The sequence below is a fragment of the Phycisphaerae bacterium genome, assembly GCA_019636475.1.
GTDB lineage: Bacteria > Planctomycetota > Phycisphaerae > UBA1845 > UTPLA1 > JADJRI01.
This window is the reverse complement of record JAHBXN010000004.1, coordinates 337,704-354,623: the sequence shown is the minus strand read 5'-3', so window position 1 is coordinate 354,623 and position 16,920 is coordinate 337,704. Positions and strand designations below refer to the sequence as shown.

The 16,920-nt window shown below is 60.1% G+C and carries 12 protein-coding genes; 2 read left to right on the top strand and 10 right to left on the bottom strand.

Annotation, left to right across the window (positions count from 1 at the left end):
• Nucleotides 1-36 precede the first annotated feature (36 nt).
• Nucleotides 37-471: an ACT domain-containing protein gene (locus KF841_08895; GenBank protein MBX3395473.1), complete on the bottom strand. Its 435-nt coding sequence runs from the start codon at nt 469-471 to the stop codon at nt 37-39.
• 121 nt (nt 472-592) lie between these two features.
• On the opposite strand from KF841_08895, the gene aat reads away from it, so the two are divergent.
• Nucleotides 593-1,183, top strand: a complete 591-nt coding sequence (gene aat, locus KF841_08890) for a leucyl/phenylalanyl-tRNA--protein transferase (protein MBX3395472.1) — start codon at nt 593-595, stop codon at nt 1,181-1,183.
• Nucleotides 1,180-2,679: an AAA family ATPase gene (locus tag KF841_08885; protein ID MBX3395471.1), complete on the top strand. Its 1,500-nt coding sequence runs from the start codon at nt 1,180-1,182 to the stop codon at nt 2,677-2,679. Before aat ends, KF841_08885 begins: the two co-directional genes overlap by 4 nt.
• A 150-nt stretch (nt 2,680-2,829) precedes the next feature.
• Here KF841_08885 and KF841_08880 read toward each other — a convergent pair whose 3' ends face one another.
• The 9 genes from KF841_08880 to KF841_08840 form a co-directional block, all read right to left on the bottom strand.
• Nucleotides 2,830-3,123, bottom strand: a complete 294-nt coding sequence (locus KF841_08880; protein MBX3395470.1) for a C2H2-type zinc finger protein — start codon at nt 3,121-3,123, stop codon at nt 2,830-2,832.
• Between the two features lie 470 nt (nt 3,124-3,593).
• Nucleotides 3,594-5,054, bottom strand: coding sequence for an amidohydrolase family protein (locus tag KF841_08875; protein MBX3395469.1), 1,461 nt, complete (start codon nt 5,052-5,054; stop codon nt 3,594-3,596).
• A gap of 23 nt (nt 5,055-5,077) precedes the next feature.
• Nucleotides 5,078-6,529: an amidohydrolase family protein gene (locus KF841_08870; protein MBX3395468.1), complete on the bottom strand. Its 1,452-nt coding sequence runs from the start codon at nt 6,527-6,529 to the stop codon at nt 5,078-5,080.
• Nucleotides 6,526-7,830 (bottom strand): amidohydrolase family protein, encoded by a 1,305-nt coding sequence (locus KF841_08865; protein ID MBX3395467.1) that lies wholly within the window; start codon nt 7,828-7,830, stop codon nt 6,526-6,528. The genes KF841_08870 and KF841_08865 overlap by 4 nt, the downstream gene beginning before the upstream one ends.
• 2 nt (nt 7,831-7,832) lie before the next feature.
• Nucleotides 7,833-10,685, bottom strand: a complete 2,853-nt coding sequence (locus KF841_08860; GenBank protein ID MBX3395466.1) for an amidohydrolase family protein — start codon at nt 10,683-10,685, stop codon at nt 7,833-7,835.
• Nucleotides 10,686-10,793: 108 nt separating this feature from the next.
• Nucleotides 10,794-12,260 (bottom strand): amidohydrolase family protein, encoded by a 1,467-nt coding sequence (locus KF841_08855; GenBank protein ID MBX3395465.1) that lies wholly within the window; start codon nt 12,258-12,260, stop codon nt 10,794-10,796.
• A 110-nt stretch (nt 12,261-12,370) separates the two neighbouring features.
• Complete coding sequence (locus KF841_08850) at nt 12,371-13,699, bottom strand: amidohydrolase family protein (GenBank protein ID MBX3395464.1); 1,329 nt, start codon at nt 13,697-13,699, stop codon at nt 12,371-12,373.
• Nucleotides 13,696-14,853, bottom strand: a complete 1,158-nt coding sequence (locus tag KF841_08845; GenBank protein ID MBX3395463.1) for an amidohydrolase family protein — start codon at nt 14,851-14,853, stop codon at nt 13,696-13,698. The genes KF841_08850 and KF841_08845 overlap by 4 nt, the downstream gene beginning before the upstream one ends.
• A 99-nt stretch (nt 14,854-14,952) precedes the next feature.
• Nucleotides 14,953-16,833 (bottom strand): amidohydrolase family protein, encoded by a 1,881-nt coding sequence (locus KF841_08840; GenBank protein MBX3395462.1) that lies wholly within the window; start codon nt 16,831-16,833, stop codon nt 14,953-14,955.
• Between the last annotated feature and the right edge of the window lie 87 nt (nt 16,834-16,920).

Here is a 16,920-nt window from a genome sequence, read left to right as displayed (position 1 = left end):
CCGAGGGAATCGGAGCGCGACCGCCGCCCGACCTGCTTACTTTTTTTTACCCGCCAGTTTCTTCTTGATGATCTTGATGGCGGCATCGGCTTCACCGGATTCGGCGAATGCCAGCCAGAACACATTCTTTTTGCCGATCGTGGCCGCCGACGCGCCGCGGACATTGATTCCAGCGGCTGCCACGGCTCTCGCGATATCCGCTCCGAGACCGGCCCGATCGGGACCGTCGATCCGAATCGAGTGCATACCGGCCGCGGAGACGAGGCCGACATCTGAAGCCGCCTGCCGCTCCTTCTTCGATTTGAGCGGCGCGACAAAAATTCGGGATGTGTTCTGCGAAACCCGGCGCGCAACCAGAAACTCCAACTGCGCACCGGCGGCAGTGAGCGCTTCCAGCACGCGTGCCAGCTTTTCGGGGCGGTTCATGACGTCGCCGGCCCAGACATCCACTTTTTTCACGGTATATGACATGGCACCCTCCGAGCCGATCCTCACAGCACACCCCTTCAACTCTTGACGGCCGGTACTATACCTTCCCTTGCCCACCCCGTCACCGCGCGCCAGACGGGCCAGACGCGATATATTACGCTGAATGGAACCTCTAACGCCGGAATTGCTGCTGTCCGCGTACGCCCAATCCGTCTTTCCGATGGGGCACGGCAAGACCATTCGCTGGTACTCGCCTGATCCGCGCGCAATTCTGCCGCTTGACGGGTTTCACATACCACAGAGCCTTCGCCAGACCTATCGCAGCGCGAAATTCGAGATCCGCCTGAACTCCGCGTTCGAAGAAGTGATCCGCGCCTGCGGTCAACGTCCGGACGGGACCTGGATCACGGCACCGATCGTCGCGGCCTATTGCAGCCTGCACAGGGCCGGCTTCGCACACAGCGTTGAGGCGTGGCACGATGGCAATCTCGCGGGCGGGCTGTATGGCGTCGCACTGGGTGGCGCATTCTTCGGCGAGAGCATGTTTCATATTGTTCGGGACGCCAGCAAGGTTGCACTCGTCCGGCTCGTGGAGACATTGACGGCACGGGGATTCTCACTGCTGGATGTACAATTCAGCACGCCGCACCTGCGCCGGTTCGGAGTAGTCGAAATCGCCCGCGACGAGTATCTTCTACGACTCGCGGCTGCGCTTCAGCAGAGCTGCCGATTCGCGGAGGCCGATGCGGAATGACTGGTCAGAAAGAGGACAGCGCCCGACTCGAGCAACTCATTCGGGGCATGTATCCATGCGTGGTGATCGGCACCGTCGAGGAAGATCACGCGCTTTCGACCATCCGCGAGGCCGTGATTCGCACGCCCAGCTTCTTGAACATCTGGACAATCGTCGATGGATTGCGCGACGGATTGGTTGCGGATCAGACCCCCATTCCCGAAACAGTCCATCCCTCCGGGGCGCTCTATTACCTTCTCCGACAGGAAAACCCCGGAATCAATGTCTTTCTCGATCTCGCCGCCCACCTTCGAGATGATCGTACCATGCGGCTGCTACGTGAGGTCGTGGAACACTGCCGCAACCAGCGCGGCATGGTCATTCTGGTTGATCACAATGGCGAGTTGCCCCTTGTGATTGAATCCGTCGCTACGCGCTTTGAGATCAGCCTTCCTGATTCCGCTGAGATCGAATCGCTGCTGCGCGAGTCGCTGCGGCAAGCGAACATGCAGGATCGCATTGAAGTCGATCTCAACCGCCGTACGCTTCAACTGATTCTCAGAAATCTTCGGGGCCTCACGCGTCGCCAGATTCGGCAGATCATTCAAGAGACCGTGGTCGAGGACCGCCGCTTCGATGCCGACGACCTTGCATTGATCCTTGCGCGGAAACGACAGGCGGTGCAGGGCCGTGGGCTGCTGGAATTCATCGAAACGCCGGAAGACCTGTCCGCAATCGGTGGACTGAAGCGGCTCAAGCGCTGGCTCGAAATTCGTCGAGAGGTGTTTACGGATGAAGCATCTCGATTCGGACTTACCGCGCCACGAGGCATTCTGCTGCTTGGGGTGCAAGGCGCGGGAAAGAGCTTCTGCGCGAAGGCCATTGCAACCGCGTGGAAGCGGCCGCTGCTTCGGCTGGATGTCGGTTCGCTGTACGATCGCTTCATCGGCGAATCGGAGCGCAACCTGCGCGACGCACTGCATCAAGCCGAGATGATGTCGCCGATCATTCTGTGGATCGACGAAGTCGAGAAGGCATTTGCCTCGGCGGCCAGTCGGAGCGCGGACGGCGGCCTGTCGCAAAGGATGTTCGGCGCATTACTCACTTGGATGCAGGAACACCGCGCGCCGGTTTTCCTTGTGGCGACGGCCAATGACATCGAGGCGCTTCCGCCGGAATTGCTGCGAAAGGGACGATTCGACGAGATCTTCTTCGTGGACTTGCCTTCGCCCGACACGCGGCGGGAAATACTTGCAATCCATCTCCGCCGTCGCGGCCGGGATCCCAACCAATTCGACATGGACGCACTGATCAATGCGTCGGAAGGGTACACCGGCGCGGAGATCGAACAGGCAATCGTCTCCGCATTGCACGAGGCTTTCGCCGCGAAAAAGGAAATTGACACGGGGCGAGTCGTCACGGCATTGCAGATGTCACCGCCCCTGTCGGTCATTCAAATGGAGCGCGTCGCCGACTTGCGAGCGTGGGCATCCGCGCGGTGCCTGCCGGCCGACTAAATCGGACCTGCGACAGTCGAAACACGGTTTGCAGTCGTCACTCAATGGGCAAACGAGAGAACCGGGTAGTCGGCGCAGACCCCCTGCTGCGCCAACCACCGATTATCTTCGGTCAGGATGAGAATTGAACCGCGCCCGACGACTTACGGATCAGTTAATGACGTTTTGCAACTGGGAAATTCGACTCGAAATCTCTGCCCGGGTTGCGATCAGAATCTGCCCCAGTTCCTCGGCGGACATCGCGCCGAGATTCATTTTTGCGACCGCGGCGGGCAGTCGCCCACGCCGTCGGCCGACAACCGCTGCGCCCATGTGAGACGCTTTCTTACCCTTTACTGATGCTTTTTTTGAGGTTCCGTTGTGAACTGACATATGGCGGGCGAGGTGAGCGGGCATACGAAAACCGCGTCCACAGACATCACAAGAAAAAGACGACTTGGCCATTTACAGTGCTCCAGACTTGCATTCTCCACTCGCCGGCTGCTATTAACTCAGAGATTGGGTAGTCGTACACCAACTGCCACATCAATGAGAGCGTAGCCGGAGAATTGGCGTTTCGCAAGTAGTGCATAACCCCTACTGATCAATGCAGTCGCGGAACTGAGACACCCGGCAACTATTGTGGATTCAGTTTGACCGCGTAAATGTTCGTCGCAGCATGTCGGAATGACCGCTATTTTGTTTGCATACGGTATCAGGTACCTCGACCGTGCAACGGAATTTCCCGCACATGAACCATGATGGCATGATTGGGATTGCTAATTTCAGACCGGAGCGCCTCGGCAGAGCTCGGCAGTGACATGAACCGGAACACATCGGCAGTTCGCCGGCCGGGACGGTAAGTGCGACAATTGGCACGCGAATCGGGACGATGCGAAGCACCATCTCGGCGACGAGGGTAACCGTCAACTTAGTTATTCGAGGGGAGACCTGCCATAACGGCCGCCTTCGCCTGGTTGCGGCGCGGGACGCGGCTTAAACGGACGGGGCCAGAATTTGTATCGCGCCGGCTGCGTCGTGGGCGTTCGGGGCCGAATGTCAGCAAAGAGCGTATCGGCCTGCTTGTCATAGACTATTCGGCCATTCACGACTGTCCATTCCACCATCGTGAAAAATTCGAGCAATCTGCCGCTGCATATGATGAAATCCGCGTCTTTGCCGACTTCGATGGAACCGACCCGATCCGCAATGCCGTGAATGCGAGCGGCAGTCAGTGTGATCGATTCGATCGCCGCCTTTTCCGGCAATCCGCCACTCACGGCCAATGCCGCTTCCATTGGGATATGCTGCAAATCGCGTCCGGCCAGACCGCCGAGGCTCGCATCGACGGCGCCGGGTGTGATGGCAATCTCCACGCCGCGACTGTAGAGAATTGCGGCGTTTTCAATGGAGCCGCCCTGCGGGTGATTCAGTTGTTGGTCGCGTTCGGTCTGCCGACGCGGTGTGACGATCGCCTGAATTCCCGCGCGGCCCATTCGGTCGGGTATCGTCCAGCCTTCGACCGCGCCGCGCACCACGGCGCGAATACCGTAGGTCTCGACCAATTCGCAGATTGCATCGAGTTCGCTGCGGGAATCAGCAGAGAAGACGGCCGCTTTTTCCTTTTTGATCAGTTGAAGAAATCGGGCATTCCCGCCCGTGACCGGCGATTCATCCGGGGGTTTGGCTTCCTTGTCACCTTCGGCCTTCCGGCGTTCGAAATCATCTTTGTCGCGCAAATAGTCTCGCACTTTGTCGAGCGACTCACGTAGCGACCGCTTTTCCGCAGGCGAACGATATCGCAGCCCGACAAACAGGTCTTTGCGCAGTGTCAGGCCTTCAACGCTGCCATAAGACACTTTTGCGGCTGTGTTGCCGACAATGGCGGTCGTGATGCCACCGGCATTGGCGAGGCGCATGGACGTTGCAAAGACATTGGTCGTGTCCTCCGGCGGTTCAGAGCCGACCACATTGCGTGTATTGCTGGCAATCAGTCCGGGATACACGTGATAGCCCGTCGCATCAAGCACCTGGGCATCGTCGGGCAGTTTCGGAGAACGACTGATTGACTGAATTCGGCCGTTCTTGCAAAGAATGGTCACTCCAGTCAAGTCGGCTCCGGATACGGGATGAACCGTTCCTCCGATCACGGCCAGATAGCGGTCCTTGGGCTTGGCCGGCTTCGTGGTCGGCTGGCTCGCGGGGGCAGTGGCCGCCGAAGTCGTGGTTGGTTCGGTCGTCGGCTGTGTTGCAGGCTGGGTGGCCGGCTGTGCCGACGGTGCGGTGGCCGGCGCAGTCGCCGCCAACGAGTCAACTCCGTCATCCCACGCCGGCGTAAAACCAAGCGTCGGCGCGAGAATCGTGAGACCCAGAATGACAAGTACGAAACGCCGCATTTTAGTGTACTCTCGCGAAACTCCTACAGCCGAGGCGGTTGCTTCGAATCCTTCTTATCCAGATCGAACACGAACTCACCGTGAATCATGACACGTCGGACTTTGCTGGCCGGATCGAGAGGATCGCCGTCGAGCAGGATCAAATCCGCCCACTTGTCCTTTTCAATCGATCCATATTCCTTGTCCATCAACAGGAACCTGGCTGCGTTCAATGTCACCGCTTTGAGGGCATCCTTGCGGTCAAGGCCTGCTCGCACGAGCATTGCGAGCCGTTCGCGGATGTTGCCGTACTCTTCAACGGTATCGGAAAGCGGGAAGATTGCGACGGTCGCCCCTGCATTGATGAACCGCTGGGCAAGGTTGTAAGGATTCATGGTCAGCGGCATGTTTGGGAGAGTCGGAGTAATGGCGACCAGCGCCTTGGCATGACCCAGGAGATCATGGGCGACGACCTGATGCATGTCGCCAATCTCCCACCCGCTGACGACGAAGTGCCGTGCGAAATCGGCATCCTTCAACACATCCGCCAGATGGATGATGTCCGACGCCCTGGCAAGCTCGATCTGCGCGACGAATCCTTCCTTCTTCTTCAGCAGCGACAGCCAGGGTTCCAGTTCAGGGCGAGGCGGCGGAGCAACAGGTGCCGACGCAGTGGCAGGACGGGTGGTCGCGGGCTGTGACGACGGACCCGACGCCGGAACGGACGTCGGTTGGCTCGTGGGACGGGATTCCGCAGCAGGACGCGACGTCGCGGACTTGGATGTTGCCTCGTTTTCCTTGTCGATCACCGCCTGGGCCTGCTTGATGGTGTCGCGAAGAAGTCGCTTGTCCGTCGCTGGCCGGGTGAAACTGACGCGAATAAGGCCCTCTTCCTTAAGCCCCGCCCGCTTCTGCGGCTGCGAGGTCGTCTGCACCAATTTCTGGCCCGGCATGCCTCCGCCCGGCGGATACAGTCCCAACATCGTGTACCCCGCCTGAAGCAGCCTGGAATAGGTGTCGTCATCGGGCGGGAGGAAATCGCTCGAAACCCTGCGGTGCGACTGATTGCCGTTCCGATTCGCGGGAGGCAGGCCGATCGCTGAATGCGGACTGATCATGCCGGGCATCACCGTCAGATTCGAAACATCGATCACTCGGCTCTCGGATGGATAATCGACTTTCTTGCCGACCGCCTCGATCTTGCCGCCGGAGATGACGATCATCGCATCGCTGATCTCTTCTCCGGTGATGGTGATGACTTTCTTCGCTTTGAGCACCACATACGAATCATCAGCGAACCCCGATGCCGCTGAACCGACGAGCACGGCAATCGACAAGGCCAATGCCGGGAAGCAAGACAATCGCCGGCGGTTCACCGCGGGCGGCCGCGCGGCCGTCGCTCGATCGCCGCGATCCGCATTCGGCGCCGGATTTGCGGCGCGACCGCGCAGGCGTTCGAATCTGTGTCTGAATTGATTGGTCGCGAGGTGTCTCATCGCGTGCGCCGTCTCACTTTCGCATCGTATGCAATTCTGCCATTCACGATGGTCATTTTGCACGACTGGCGGGGATCAATCGGGCTACCCGTCCAAAGCGTGATGTCCGCGTCCTTTCCGACTTCGATGCTGCCCGTCATGGACAGAATATTCATCGCCTCGGCGGGATAACGCGTCAGTCCCTTGATCGCCGCATATTCGTCGTTCATGCCATACCAGCACGCCATCGTCGCCTGAAAGTTCAGATCCTCCTGCGGGATGACGGGAGCGTCGGTGTTGATGCCGATTTTGGGCACACCCTGTTCCCAGAATCGGGCAGCGCAGCCATGAATCGTTCGATCGCGGCCGTCGAAATGGAACTGCCGCGGCCCGACCACCGGAATCATGTTCCGTTCCTTGATGAAGCTGGCGAGCTTGAAGGAATCAAACGTTGAATGGTCGGTCATCACATCGAGTCCGAAATGATCTCGGAGCATGGTGATGGTGGTCATGTAAACCTGATAGATCTGCGTATGCACCGACACGGGGTACTTCCGCTCAAACATCCCGCGGAAATCCTCCCAGGTGATGTCGTAGGCGGGACCGTCTTTCATGCCGCCTTTTTCGTATTCCGTGCGATCCTTGTGGTACTTCAGCGCCTTCTCAAGCGTGTACCTCGTGTTCCAGTTCATGAAGGTCCGGCCGACGCCGTACCAGTATCGCTCCGGATTTCCCGCCTGTGCAATCTTCAGTGAGCCCGGCGAGCGGATAACCATCTCGTCGGTCGAGTTGCCGAATGTCTTGGTGATGGTGCCGAAACCCGACATGTTGTTGCCGGAACCGGGAATCAGCAGCACCGTCGTGACACCGCCGGACAGGGCGTTTTCGAGATTCGTATTACGAGGATCGACGACATCAAGTGTTCGCAGGCCGGGGTTGGTCAGATACACGCCATCGTTCAGATCGGCAAGCGAACCGGCAATGTGATTGTGCGCGTCAACCAAGCCCGGAAGGAGCCAACCGTCGTGCTCGATGAGTTTGAATCCCTCCGGAATCACAATTTCCGATGCCTTGCCCACGGCCTTGATCTTGCCATCTTCGATCAGCAAAACGCCGTTGTTGATGATCGTATCCCGGGCGTCAACGGTGATAATTTTCGGAGCCTTGATTGCAAGCCGCGTCGCGGCGGAATCGGGCGACGAATTCCCTCCGGATGCCGTCGCCTCCGAGGCGCGCGTTGGCGCAGCCATCGAAGCCTGAACCATCAGAAGGCAGCCCAAAGCGGTGAGAATCCGACTTCGATGATTGCGAAGGCTGTGCATACTCACCGTACCTCCTTGCCGTCCACGAACACCCGCAGCAGCCGCGTGCCCGGCTCCAGGGGCGAGCCATCGAATATGAGCACGTCTCCACGGCATCCGGGCTTCAGAAATCCGACGACGTCGTCGCACCGCATCAGGCGTGCGGGATCACCGGTCAGCGATCGAAGCGCGACCGTCGGATCCATGCCCTTGCGAATGGCATAGATCGCTCGGAGCGGAATCTGCCTCGCGGCATCTTCGGCATCGCTCTGAAACGCGACGGTCACTCCCGCGCGGGAAAGTTCAACGCCCTGCACACTTTCGCGGCGATTGATCAGTTCCGTGAGCTGAGTTTTCAGGATCACGCCGGTGCCGGCTTTGATAATCGGTTCCGTCACTTTGATCGCACCGTCCGCGTTGAGCAGGACAAACGGCACCTTGAAATCCTTCTCAAAGATGGGCAGGATCGCCTCGATCACCCGGCTCGTATCGACATCAATCACGATCGCGATGCGACTTGCGAACAAATCCCGATACGGTTCCAACGCCTCGTCCTTCTTTGGCGCCTCGGGGCCGCCTTCGGATTTTTTCGCGCGCCGGCGCGTCACCTTGATCTCAGGCACGGTCTTCTCGGTTCGGTTGCCCTCCACGTCGAATCGGAACCGCCCGGCAACATCCAGATAGCCTGTGAAATGATCGTCACGGTCGATATCCACCTCGACCATCGCCTTGCCGATGGGGATCTCCACTTCAACCTCGAGTGACAGATGCTTGTCCTTGAGGGTTCCGCGAACTCCGACGCTCTCGCCTCCGCCAATGATCGTCTCGATGCTCCCGACGACTTCTTCGCCGGTCAGCTTCATCTTGAGCACAAATTGCTGCGGTTCGGGCAATGGACCACCGGACACTTCACCTTCCCACGTTCCGGTTACGGGATCTTCCGGCGGCTTCTCGGTGACCACCTCGTCCGGCTTTTTCTCGAGTTCCGTTTCCTTCGACGCGGGAGCACCCTTGGCCTTGTATTCGGCCAGTTCCTTTTCATACTTGGCCCAGGCCTCGTCGTACTTCCTGCCCGCCGCAAGCGCCGCCCGAAGCCGGTTTACCGCCGCCTCGGAATCCTGACCACGAAGTGACAGCATAATCCCGGCTGTCTCCTTGACGATCAGCGCGTTCCGGTCGTCGCCGGCCGTGTGGATCGCCGCCACGCGGGCGCCGTTGCCGCCGGGACGATAGGGCGAGGTCAGCACCGTGGTGACACCTGCGCGACACACACGCTCAAACTCAGGTAGCGCCTGGAACAAAGCCCTGGCGATCGAAAGGTCCGCCGCAGCCGAGGAACGGTCGCCCTCACAGCCCAGATGCCCGCGAGCGTCGATGAAACCCGGCGTGACGACCGCATTCGGACCCGCATCGACGATCCGACTGAACGGCGGCACGGGAGTGGTTTCTCCGACGGCCGTCACTCGGCCCCGCTCAATCAGCACCGCTCCCTTCTCGACCCAGCGATCGCCGGTCCAGACCCGGCCGGCACGCACAATGAGCCGATCTTCCGCGACCCGATCTGCATCAAATGCGATACGGCCGTTGACATAGACGCGGCGAACCTGTGAGTTTGCAGCCAGTGGCTCGCCCGCCAGCACGACAAAATCCGCATCGCGGCCAGGCTGAATCGAACCGACGCGCCCATCAACGCCCAGTACTCGCGCGGCGTCCGATGTTACAGAAGCCAGCGCCTTGCGATCGGACAGACCGCTCCGCCTTGCAAGCGATGCATAAAGAAGCAAGTCGCCATGCGGCGCGCCTTCCGGACCGACCACCGCAATCGGCAGCGAATGAAGCTCTGGCGGAATCCTGACATTTTCGGTCAGCAAATCGGGTCCCGCGCCAAGATCCCAGCCTGGAGAAACGGGATTCACCGGCAATTCAAAAACGATTGGCGCTCCGGCTTCAGCCAGAAGCCCCGCGACGGCCGATGCCTCGCGAGCGCCCGTCAAGAGGAAAGCATGTTTGCGATTCCGGCAGAAGGCGACGGCTTGTTCAATATCAACCGCACGATCCGCATGTATTCGCAGCAGCGACTTCGCGCGAACACGCTCCGCGAGTGCCTCCATCGACGCATCAAAAAGCGGCCGCTCATTCGCATGAGGCTTTTGACGATCGGCGGCATACCGAAGCGCCGCCTCAAACGACTCATTCAACTGCAAGAGCTGAGTCAATCGCGACGAAGGTCGCTGAGCCTCGCTCGGCATGATCTGCAAGTCCGAGGACGGCGGGATCAGCCAGTTCTCCTTTTTCGGAGGATCGAACGCCGCCTCGCCGAGGTTGATCACAAGATCGGACTCTTCAAGCAGAACCGAATCCCCGGGCCGCGCACCGAGCTTGACAACGCCACCGACGCCGCTGACAAGGCGGTGACGCCCGGGATTCAGATAGGCTGTTGTGACGCCTCCGGCCAACAGGCGATCAAGATTCGCATAGGGATCGAACGCATCGACCGCTCGATACTGGGCTCCGACGGACTCCTGACCCATATGCCGCCGAGAAAGCCACGAATCGGCCGACACCAGACCGGGCACGATGATGGAATCCGGAAGCTCGATCACCTCCGTGAACGGCGGCGGAACAATCTCGGCCCCGACCGACACGATCTTCCCGTCCTTGACGAGAATCCTGCCGCCATCGATGCACCAGGCGTCGCCTCCCGCCATTGTGTAAACACGGCCGGCCTTGATCAGAAACGTCGGACCTTCGGCGTAAACAATTCCGGACGAACCAAATAACACGGCAAAGAGCGTCCATGCCGTCGCGCGCGTAACGGAGGCGCGTCGCCTTGCGACAGGATGGTTGGCTCGTGAAATGTCATTCGTTCGACGCATTACTGATTCACTCTCTCACTGACGACGCCGGCATGCGTTGCTACATCACTGCCGACCGCAACCCGCGCGCCCTCAAGCGAAGCCGGACGGCAGCGACCGAAATCTCCCTCATTCGACTTTGTCGCCGGACGGACTCGGTGGACGCGGTCCGCGCCGCCGCGGCGGGCCATCGCCTCGGGGGCGTCGCTCACCGCGAGGCCGATCTTCCGAGGGCGTGCGCATTTCTCGCTCTTCGGAAGATTCGTCGGCCTTGGTCGTCGTTGGCACGGGCTCGGTCGAGCTGCTCGGTCCCGCTTCTTCCGCGGGGGTACTGAACAGTTCGCGAAGTCGAATGTCGTCCGCCCGCTCGTATACCTGCTCGCCTTGAATGAACACTTTTTCAACCCAGGTCTGCGCGTCGAGCGGATCGCCCGTCAGCACCAGGATGTTCGCCTCCTTGCCGACCTCCAGCGAACCAAGCCGATCGCCCAGGCCCAGCATCTCCGCCGGCCAGAGCGTAATCGACTTGAGCGCATCGTCTCGCGAAATCCCCTCGCGAATGCATCGCGCGGCCTGAAACCAGAGATATCGTTCTCCAAGCGAAGACCCGGTCTTCCGCTGAAGGGCGAATTTCAATCCCGCTTTCGAGATGACCTTCGGGACAAAGGTCTCCTTCTCTTCGCCGGTGATTGGATCGGTCTCGATATGAACCAGCGTCGAATCCAACACGACCGGCAAACCTGCCTTTTTCAGTTCGCTGACGGCCTTGAAGCACTCGGAACCAAGAACCAGAACGGCCTGATCGACGAAGCCATGCGATCTGGCAATTCGCACCGCCGGCGCGACATCCATCGCATTTCCGCAATAGATGAACGCCCGAATCCTGCCCTGGGTGAGCAGCAGCAGGTTGCGGTTTTTCTCATCAATGTCCTCTTCGCGGATCAGTTCCTTTCCACGTTTCTGCTCCTCTTCGGGCGGTACATCGAGATCCTTGCCCTCCTCGCGCAGTCTGGCCTCGTATCGCTGCTCGGCAAGTTTCTTCATGTCTTCGTCCAGCTTCGCGAACGCCTCGCGAAGCGTCGCAAGCTGCAACATGCGGTCGTAGCCGCCTTTGGGACTCAGGCTCAGCTTCATCGCTGCATCCGGCAGCGTCGTCATCTGTTCCGGCGTCATGCCGATCGGATGCACCACGCGCGACATGCCGCCGATGACGCAATCATTGCCGTGAATCACATGAATCGACGTAACGCCGTCACGCAGGGAATCCTCATAAAACAGTTGTGACGGATCGATGGCATCGTACACGTTCAGGTACGGTGTGACCGGCGGCGACTCATTCGGCACGTCGATTCCGCGCGATGTATGGACATCAACCATTCCCGGAAAGAGCGTCCTGCCGCCGCAATCAATGACTTTCGCATCAAATGGCGCCTCGACGGTCTGTCCGATCGCCGCGATTCGGCCGTCTTTGATCAGAATGCTCCCCTTCTTGATCGGGTTGCCAACGACCGGAACGATGGCCGCGCCTTCCAGCAGCACCGTCTGCGCTCGAGCCGACGGAGCGATTGCGAACGCCAGCACGGCGACAGCGATCAATGACCGCCTCCCTAAGCAGTAACTCCCGGCCGGCGACACCATACGTCGGGACCGACAGCCGCCCGCGCCACGTTGTTCTTGATTCCTCATCGACAGTCCTCGCGTCCGCCTCATTCCGCTGTCCGATCCAGCACAATCTCGCCGCCGACAATCACCATGACCGGTCGCGACGTCAATTCAAACGGCTCACCGGACCAGACAACCAGATCGGCCGGCCGATTCCTTCCGATCTCCCCTGCAACGTCCTCGATCCCAAGCAACTTCGCCGGCGTCGTCGTCACCGCCGCCAGAGCCTGTTCGCGAGTCAGCCCGAACCGCATCGCATACGAGGCCTGCATTGCGAGCGAGGCCTCGCCCGACAGATCACTGGCCGTCAACGCCAGCGTGATTCCCGATCGCACCAGCTCGGCCGGCGTGCTGTAACGCGCACGATTCACTTCGCCCGAGCCGGCGCGAAATCCGGTTGGGTAATCGAAAATCGGGCCGTATATCACCGGCACTCCCGCAGCCTTCAACTCCGCGGCGCACCGTGCCGCATCCGTGCCTTCTTCAAGGACAAAATCGAAGCCGAACTCTTTCGCGACGCGCAGCGCCGCCAGGATATCCAGTTGCTGCCTGGCCTGAATTCGAATCGGAATTTCGCCTTTGAGTGCACGCTCAAGGAGCGGAAGCGCATTTTCCGATGGCGAACTGTCGCCGTGGGTGCCCGGACTTTCGCCCCGAATCGCCGCGGAGGCGTCGTGAAATGATTTCCGAAGAGTCCAGATGAGGCCCATCCGGGTCGTGGGGCGCCGCGTCATGAAAGACACATCGCCCCAGGGACCGCGGTTCCAGCCGCGTCGATACATCGGCTCCCGTCCGATGGTCACCTTCAATGCGTCGGCCGGTTTGATGGTGCGGGCGCCGATCGGACCACTCGTCCGCAGCGTAGCGCCGCGCGGTCCGATCACTGCGACCGGCTCAGCGGTTACATGAATTGCCGTAACGCCTGACTCTGCGAGCTGGCGCAAGGATTCATCGCGCAGATCAATGCTGTCAAGCACACGAAGCTGCGGCGTGCACTCCGTCTCGTTTTCCGGACCTTTGTAATTCTGAAATGCAGCCGCCGAAATGCAGGCGTCGATCAAGCCAGCCGTGATGACAGCGTTCGGCAATTCAATCACGCGAGCACCAGCCGGCACATCAATGTCGCGACCGAAATCAACCACTTCCCCGTCGCGAACAACAAGTATCGAGTCGATCAGCGGCTTCGTGGGCTTTTCATAGAGTTTGCCGACTTTGAGTACGACCGTATCAGCTGGCTCAGACGCCGGGGCAGATTTCGAATCGGCGGCCGGCACCCGTTCAGTCTGACCAAACAGTGGCGAAACCGCAGCCATCATCATCAGTGCCATGACGCCGGCGTGGCACACCCTCATCGAAAGTCGCGGTCTGGTCACCGAACCACCTCCGATTCCGAGTTGGTGTGCTTGCGCGAGTAAACCATGCGGCCCCCGATAAAGACCGCTTCAATGCGAGAGCTCAAACGCATCGGATCTCCGTCATAGAGAACAAAGTCCGCGTCCATGCCCGGCGCGATTTTCCCGATGCGTTGCTGCAATCCCAGAATCTCCGCCGGAATGGTCGTGATGGAAGCCAGCGCCGCCTTCCTGGAAAGCCCCTGGCGCATCGCGATGGCCGCTCCGACCCGCAGCAGTTCCGGCGCGTACCTCGGCGGCTGACTCGTTAACGCCACCGGCACGCCAACCGATTCGAGAATCGCCGGAGCACGCGTGAACCGAAACGGATCGCTGAATTCGTAGACGCCCAGTACGATCGGCTGATTGAAGGACCTGGCATCCTCAAGCCGCTCGGCGGCATAATTCGCATGAACCGGAATGCACTTCAAGCCCTCCTCTTTCGCAAAACGTGCGAGCGACGACATTGCGGCCGCGTCGTCCACTTCGACAAACGCCGCTCGCTCCGACCTGGCCCACTTCGCGAACGCTGATTCGTCTTTCTGGTCACCGCGCGTCGAAACAAGTCGGCGTCGCAGTTCATCCAAGGCGCCCTGAAGCGACGTCGGTGTTCGATCGGCAGCGAAAGCTCGTGACGCAAATGACAGATAAAGCGGACCATCGCCAAGTTGCCGCGATGATGCCTCACCGTCGCCGGTCTTCAGCACGTAAGTCGCACCGCCGACAATGTTCACACTTGATGGCGACAAAACAACCGTTGTCACACCAGCCGACGCCGCCCTGAGAAAGTCAGGATGGCTCGCGTTCACAAGGTCCACGGCGTGTGCGTTCGGCTCGATCGCGCGGGACGACTCGCCGGTGCGTCCCATCGTGCCCAGCATCACGTGTATGTCGATCAACCCGGGGCCGATGAAGCTGGTCGAACGATCGAGAACAACCGCGCCATCGGGCGGCTGAACACGCTTTCCGATTTTCTTGATTCGACCGTCCTGTACGACGAGTGTGACGTTTTTTACCAATTCGCCGTCAGGATCGAGATAGCCCTTGGCCCGAACCGAATACGTCAATTCCTCGGCGAATGACGCAGAGACCAGACACGAGAGTACCGCGACAAGCGTTACAAGATACTTACCCAAACGCCAATCCACGCGATGCGCGCAGCGAGTAGTCTGGTCACCTGTTCGCGCCACCCCAAGCTTGATCGAGTTGTGCGGCAAACGATTCAACGAAATTCCTCACGGCGCCGATGGATACACCCGCTTGCCGCCGACAAAGACGTACTCAACGACTGAATCAGGCGCGAGCGGGTGCCCTTTCCAGATGACGACATCGCCGGCTTTTCCCTTTTCAATGCTTCCAATTCGATCGGCAACCCCACATAGTCGCGCTGCATCGATCGTGATCGCCCGAAGGGCGGACTGCATAGGAAGGCCCTGGCCCGCCGCCAGCGCGGCGTTCTGAGCCAGGTAAGCGGATCTCGACCCACCCTCAACCGCACCGCTGCCGATCACAAGTGTCACGCCGGCGTCGCGAAGGCGGCCGACATTGTGTGACGACAGATCGCGCGTGTGCGTCAAATCAACCGATGCACTCGGAATGAACTCGGACAAAAGCACGGGATATTCGGCGGCAGCCAGATGCTCCGCGACCCATCCCGCCCCGGATCCGCCGCTGATCGTCGCATCCAGGTTGAATTCCTTTGCGATGTCGATCACGTTCAGGATATCGGCGGGGCGGTGCACCTCGAACCGTACGCGAAGTTCGCGCTTCAAGGCCTTGACCAGCACTTCCTGATCCGGATCGCGGGCCGGCTTGTCCGGTTTCTTAAATTCGTCGCCCTTCTTGCCATCCTTCTTATCCGCTGTTTTTCCCGGCTCGACATCAAGCGTCAGCCAAGAGGGCAATTCAGGCGTCTCAGGATGATCATGCTCGCAGTTCGCCTCTCCGCTGTGATCCTCCGGACAGCAGCACACGACAATCACCCAAGGATGCTGCGGGCATCGTGGCGCATTCGGAATCGAATCACCGTCGCCGACTTCGACCGGACCGTGATCATGGCCCTCGTGCGAATCGTCTCGCGGTGGACGCGGTCGCCGGCCTCGGCGAGGTTCGGGACCGGATGGCGGAGGCTCAGGCTTCTCGGTGGTTTTTGGTCCGGCGGGCTTGGCATCATCCGACAGTTTCACCGTTTTGCCGGACTTCAAGTCCTTCTCGTATTTCTCCAACGCCTCGTCATACTCTTCCCATCCCTCGCGATACTCTTTTGCGCTGCGGAACAACTCGCGGAGCGATTTCATCTCCCCGAGCCGCGCAAAAGGCCCGACGCGGCCCATGCCGACGCGAATCACCAGACAGGTGTGTTCTGTTGTCAATGCGCCTGGATCGCTCAGATCCTGAAGACGAACCAACGCGGCCAGTCCCGCGACACCGCTCCGCCCAGATGGCTCGACACACAAAGCGGTAACGCCCTGCTTAATGGCTTCGCTGAACATACTCGTGCGAAAACCATCGATCGCGTCGCGAACATCCAGCGACGCCTTTCCCCCACCCGATGGACCACCCGCCGTTACACCGGCCGAACTCCACGCGTCCACCAAACCGGGAGTCACATAGCGGCCCTTGGCGTCAACGATCGTTAGAAATGGATTCGGTCGTCGCCCCCCACCCATCGCGCCGCCGCCGCCCTCGGACACCGTGGCGATCTGGCCATCGCGGATCGTGACAGTACCGTTGATCACGCGATTCTCGGCATCCATGGTCAGGATTCGGCCGTTGCTGATGATGAGGGTGGGCTGGGAAGCCGAATCGCCCCCGCCACGTCCGCCGCGATCACGTCGCCCGCCACGCTCCGCCGCCGGCGCTGACGATGGCTGAGTGGTCGGTTCGTTGGATTCAACGGCGACGACCGGTTGCTCGACTCCGTCAGCCGGCTCGGTGGCTGCCTGCGTGGTCGCTGGTTCGTCTTCAGCGAGCGCGGATGCAAACTCGTCACGGCCACTTACAGGATCGTCATGCACAGACGCGCCGAGGCGTTCGGTGGCCGCGCCGAACAATCCGAGTAGCGCGGTCAATGCGACAGCGGAGCAAACCAGACCTGTGCGAGGCTTCCACTTCACGTTGTCCAACCCAACTTTAGACTAGGATTCCCCACGCCGAGGTGGCAGGAAGGCGATGTTGTAAACGAGCTAATTCTCTGCCGCTCA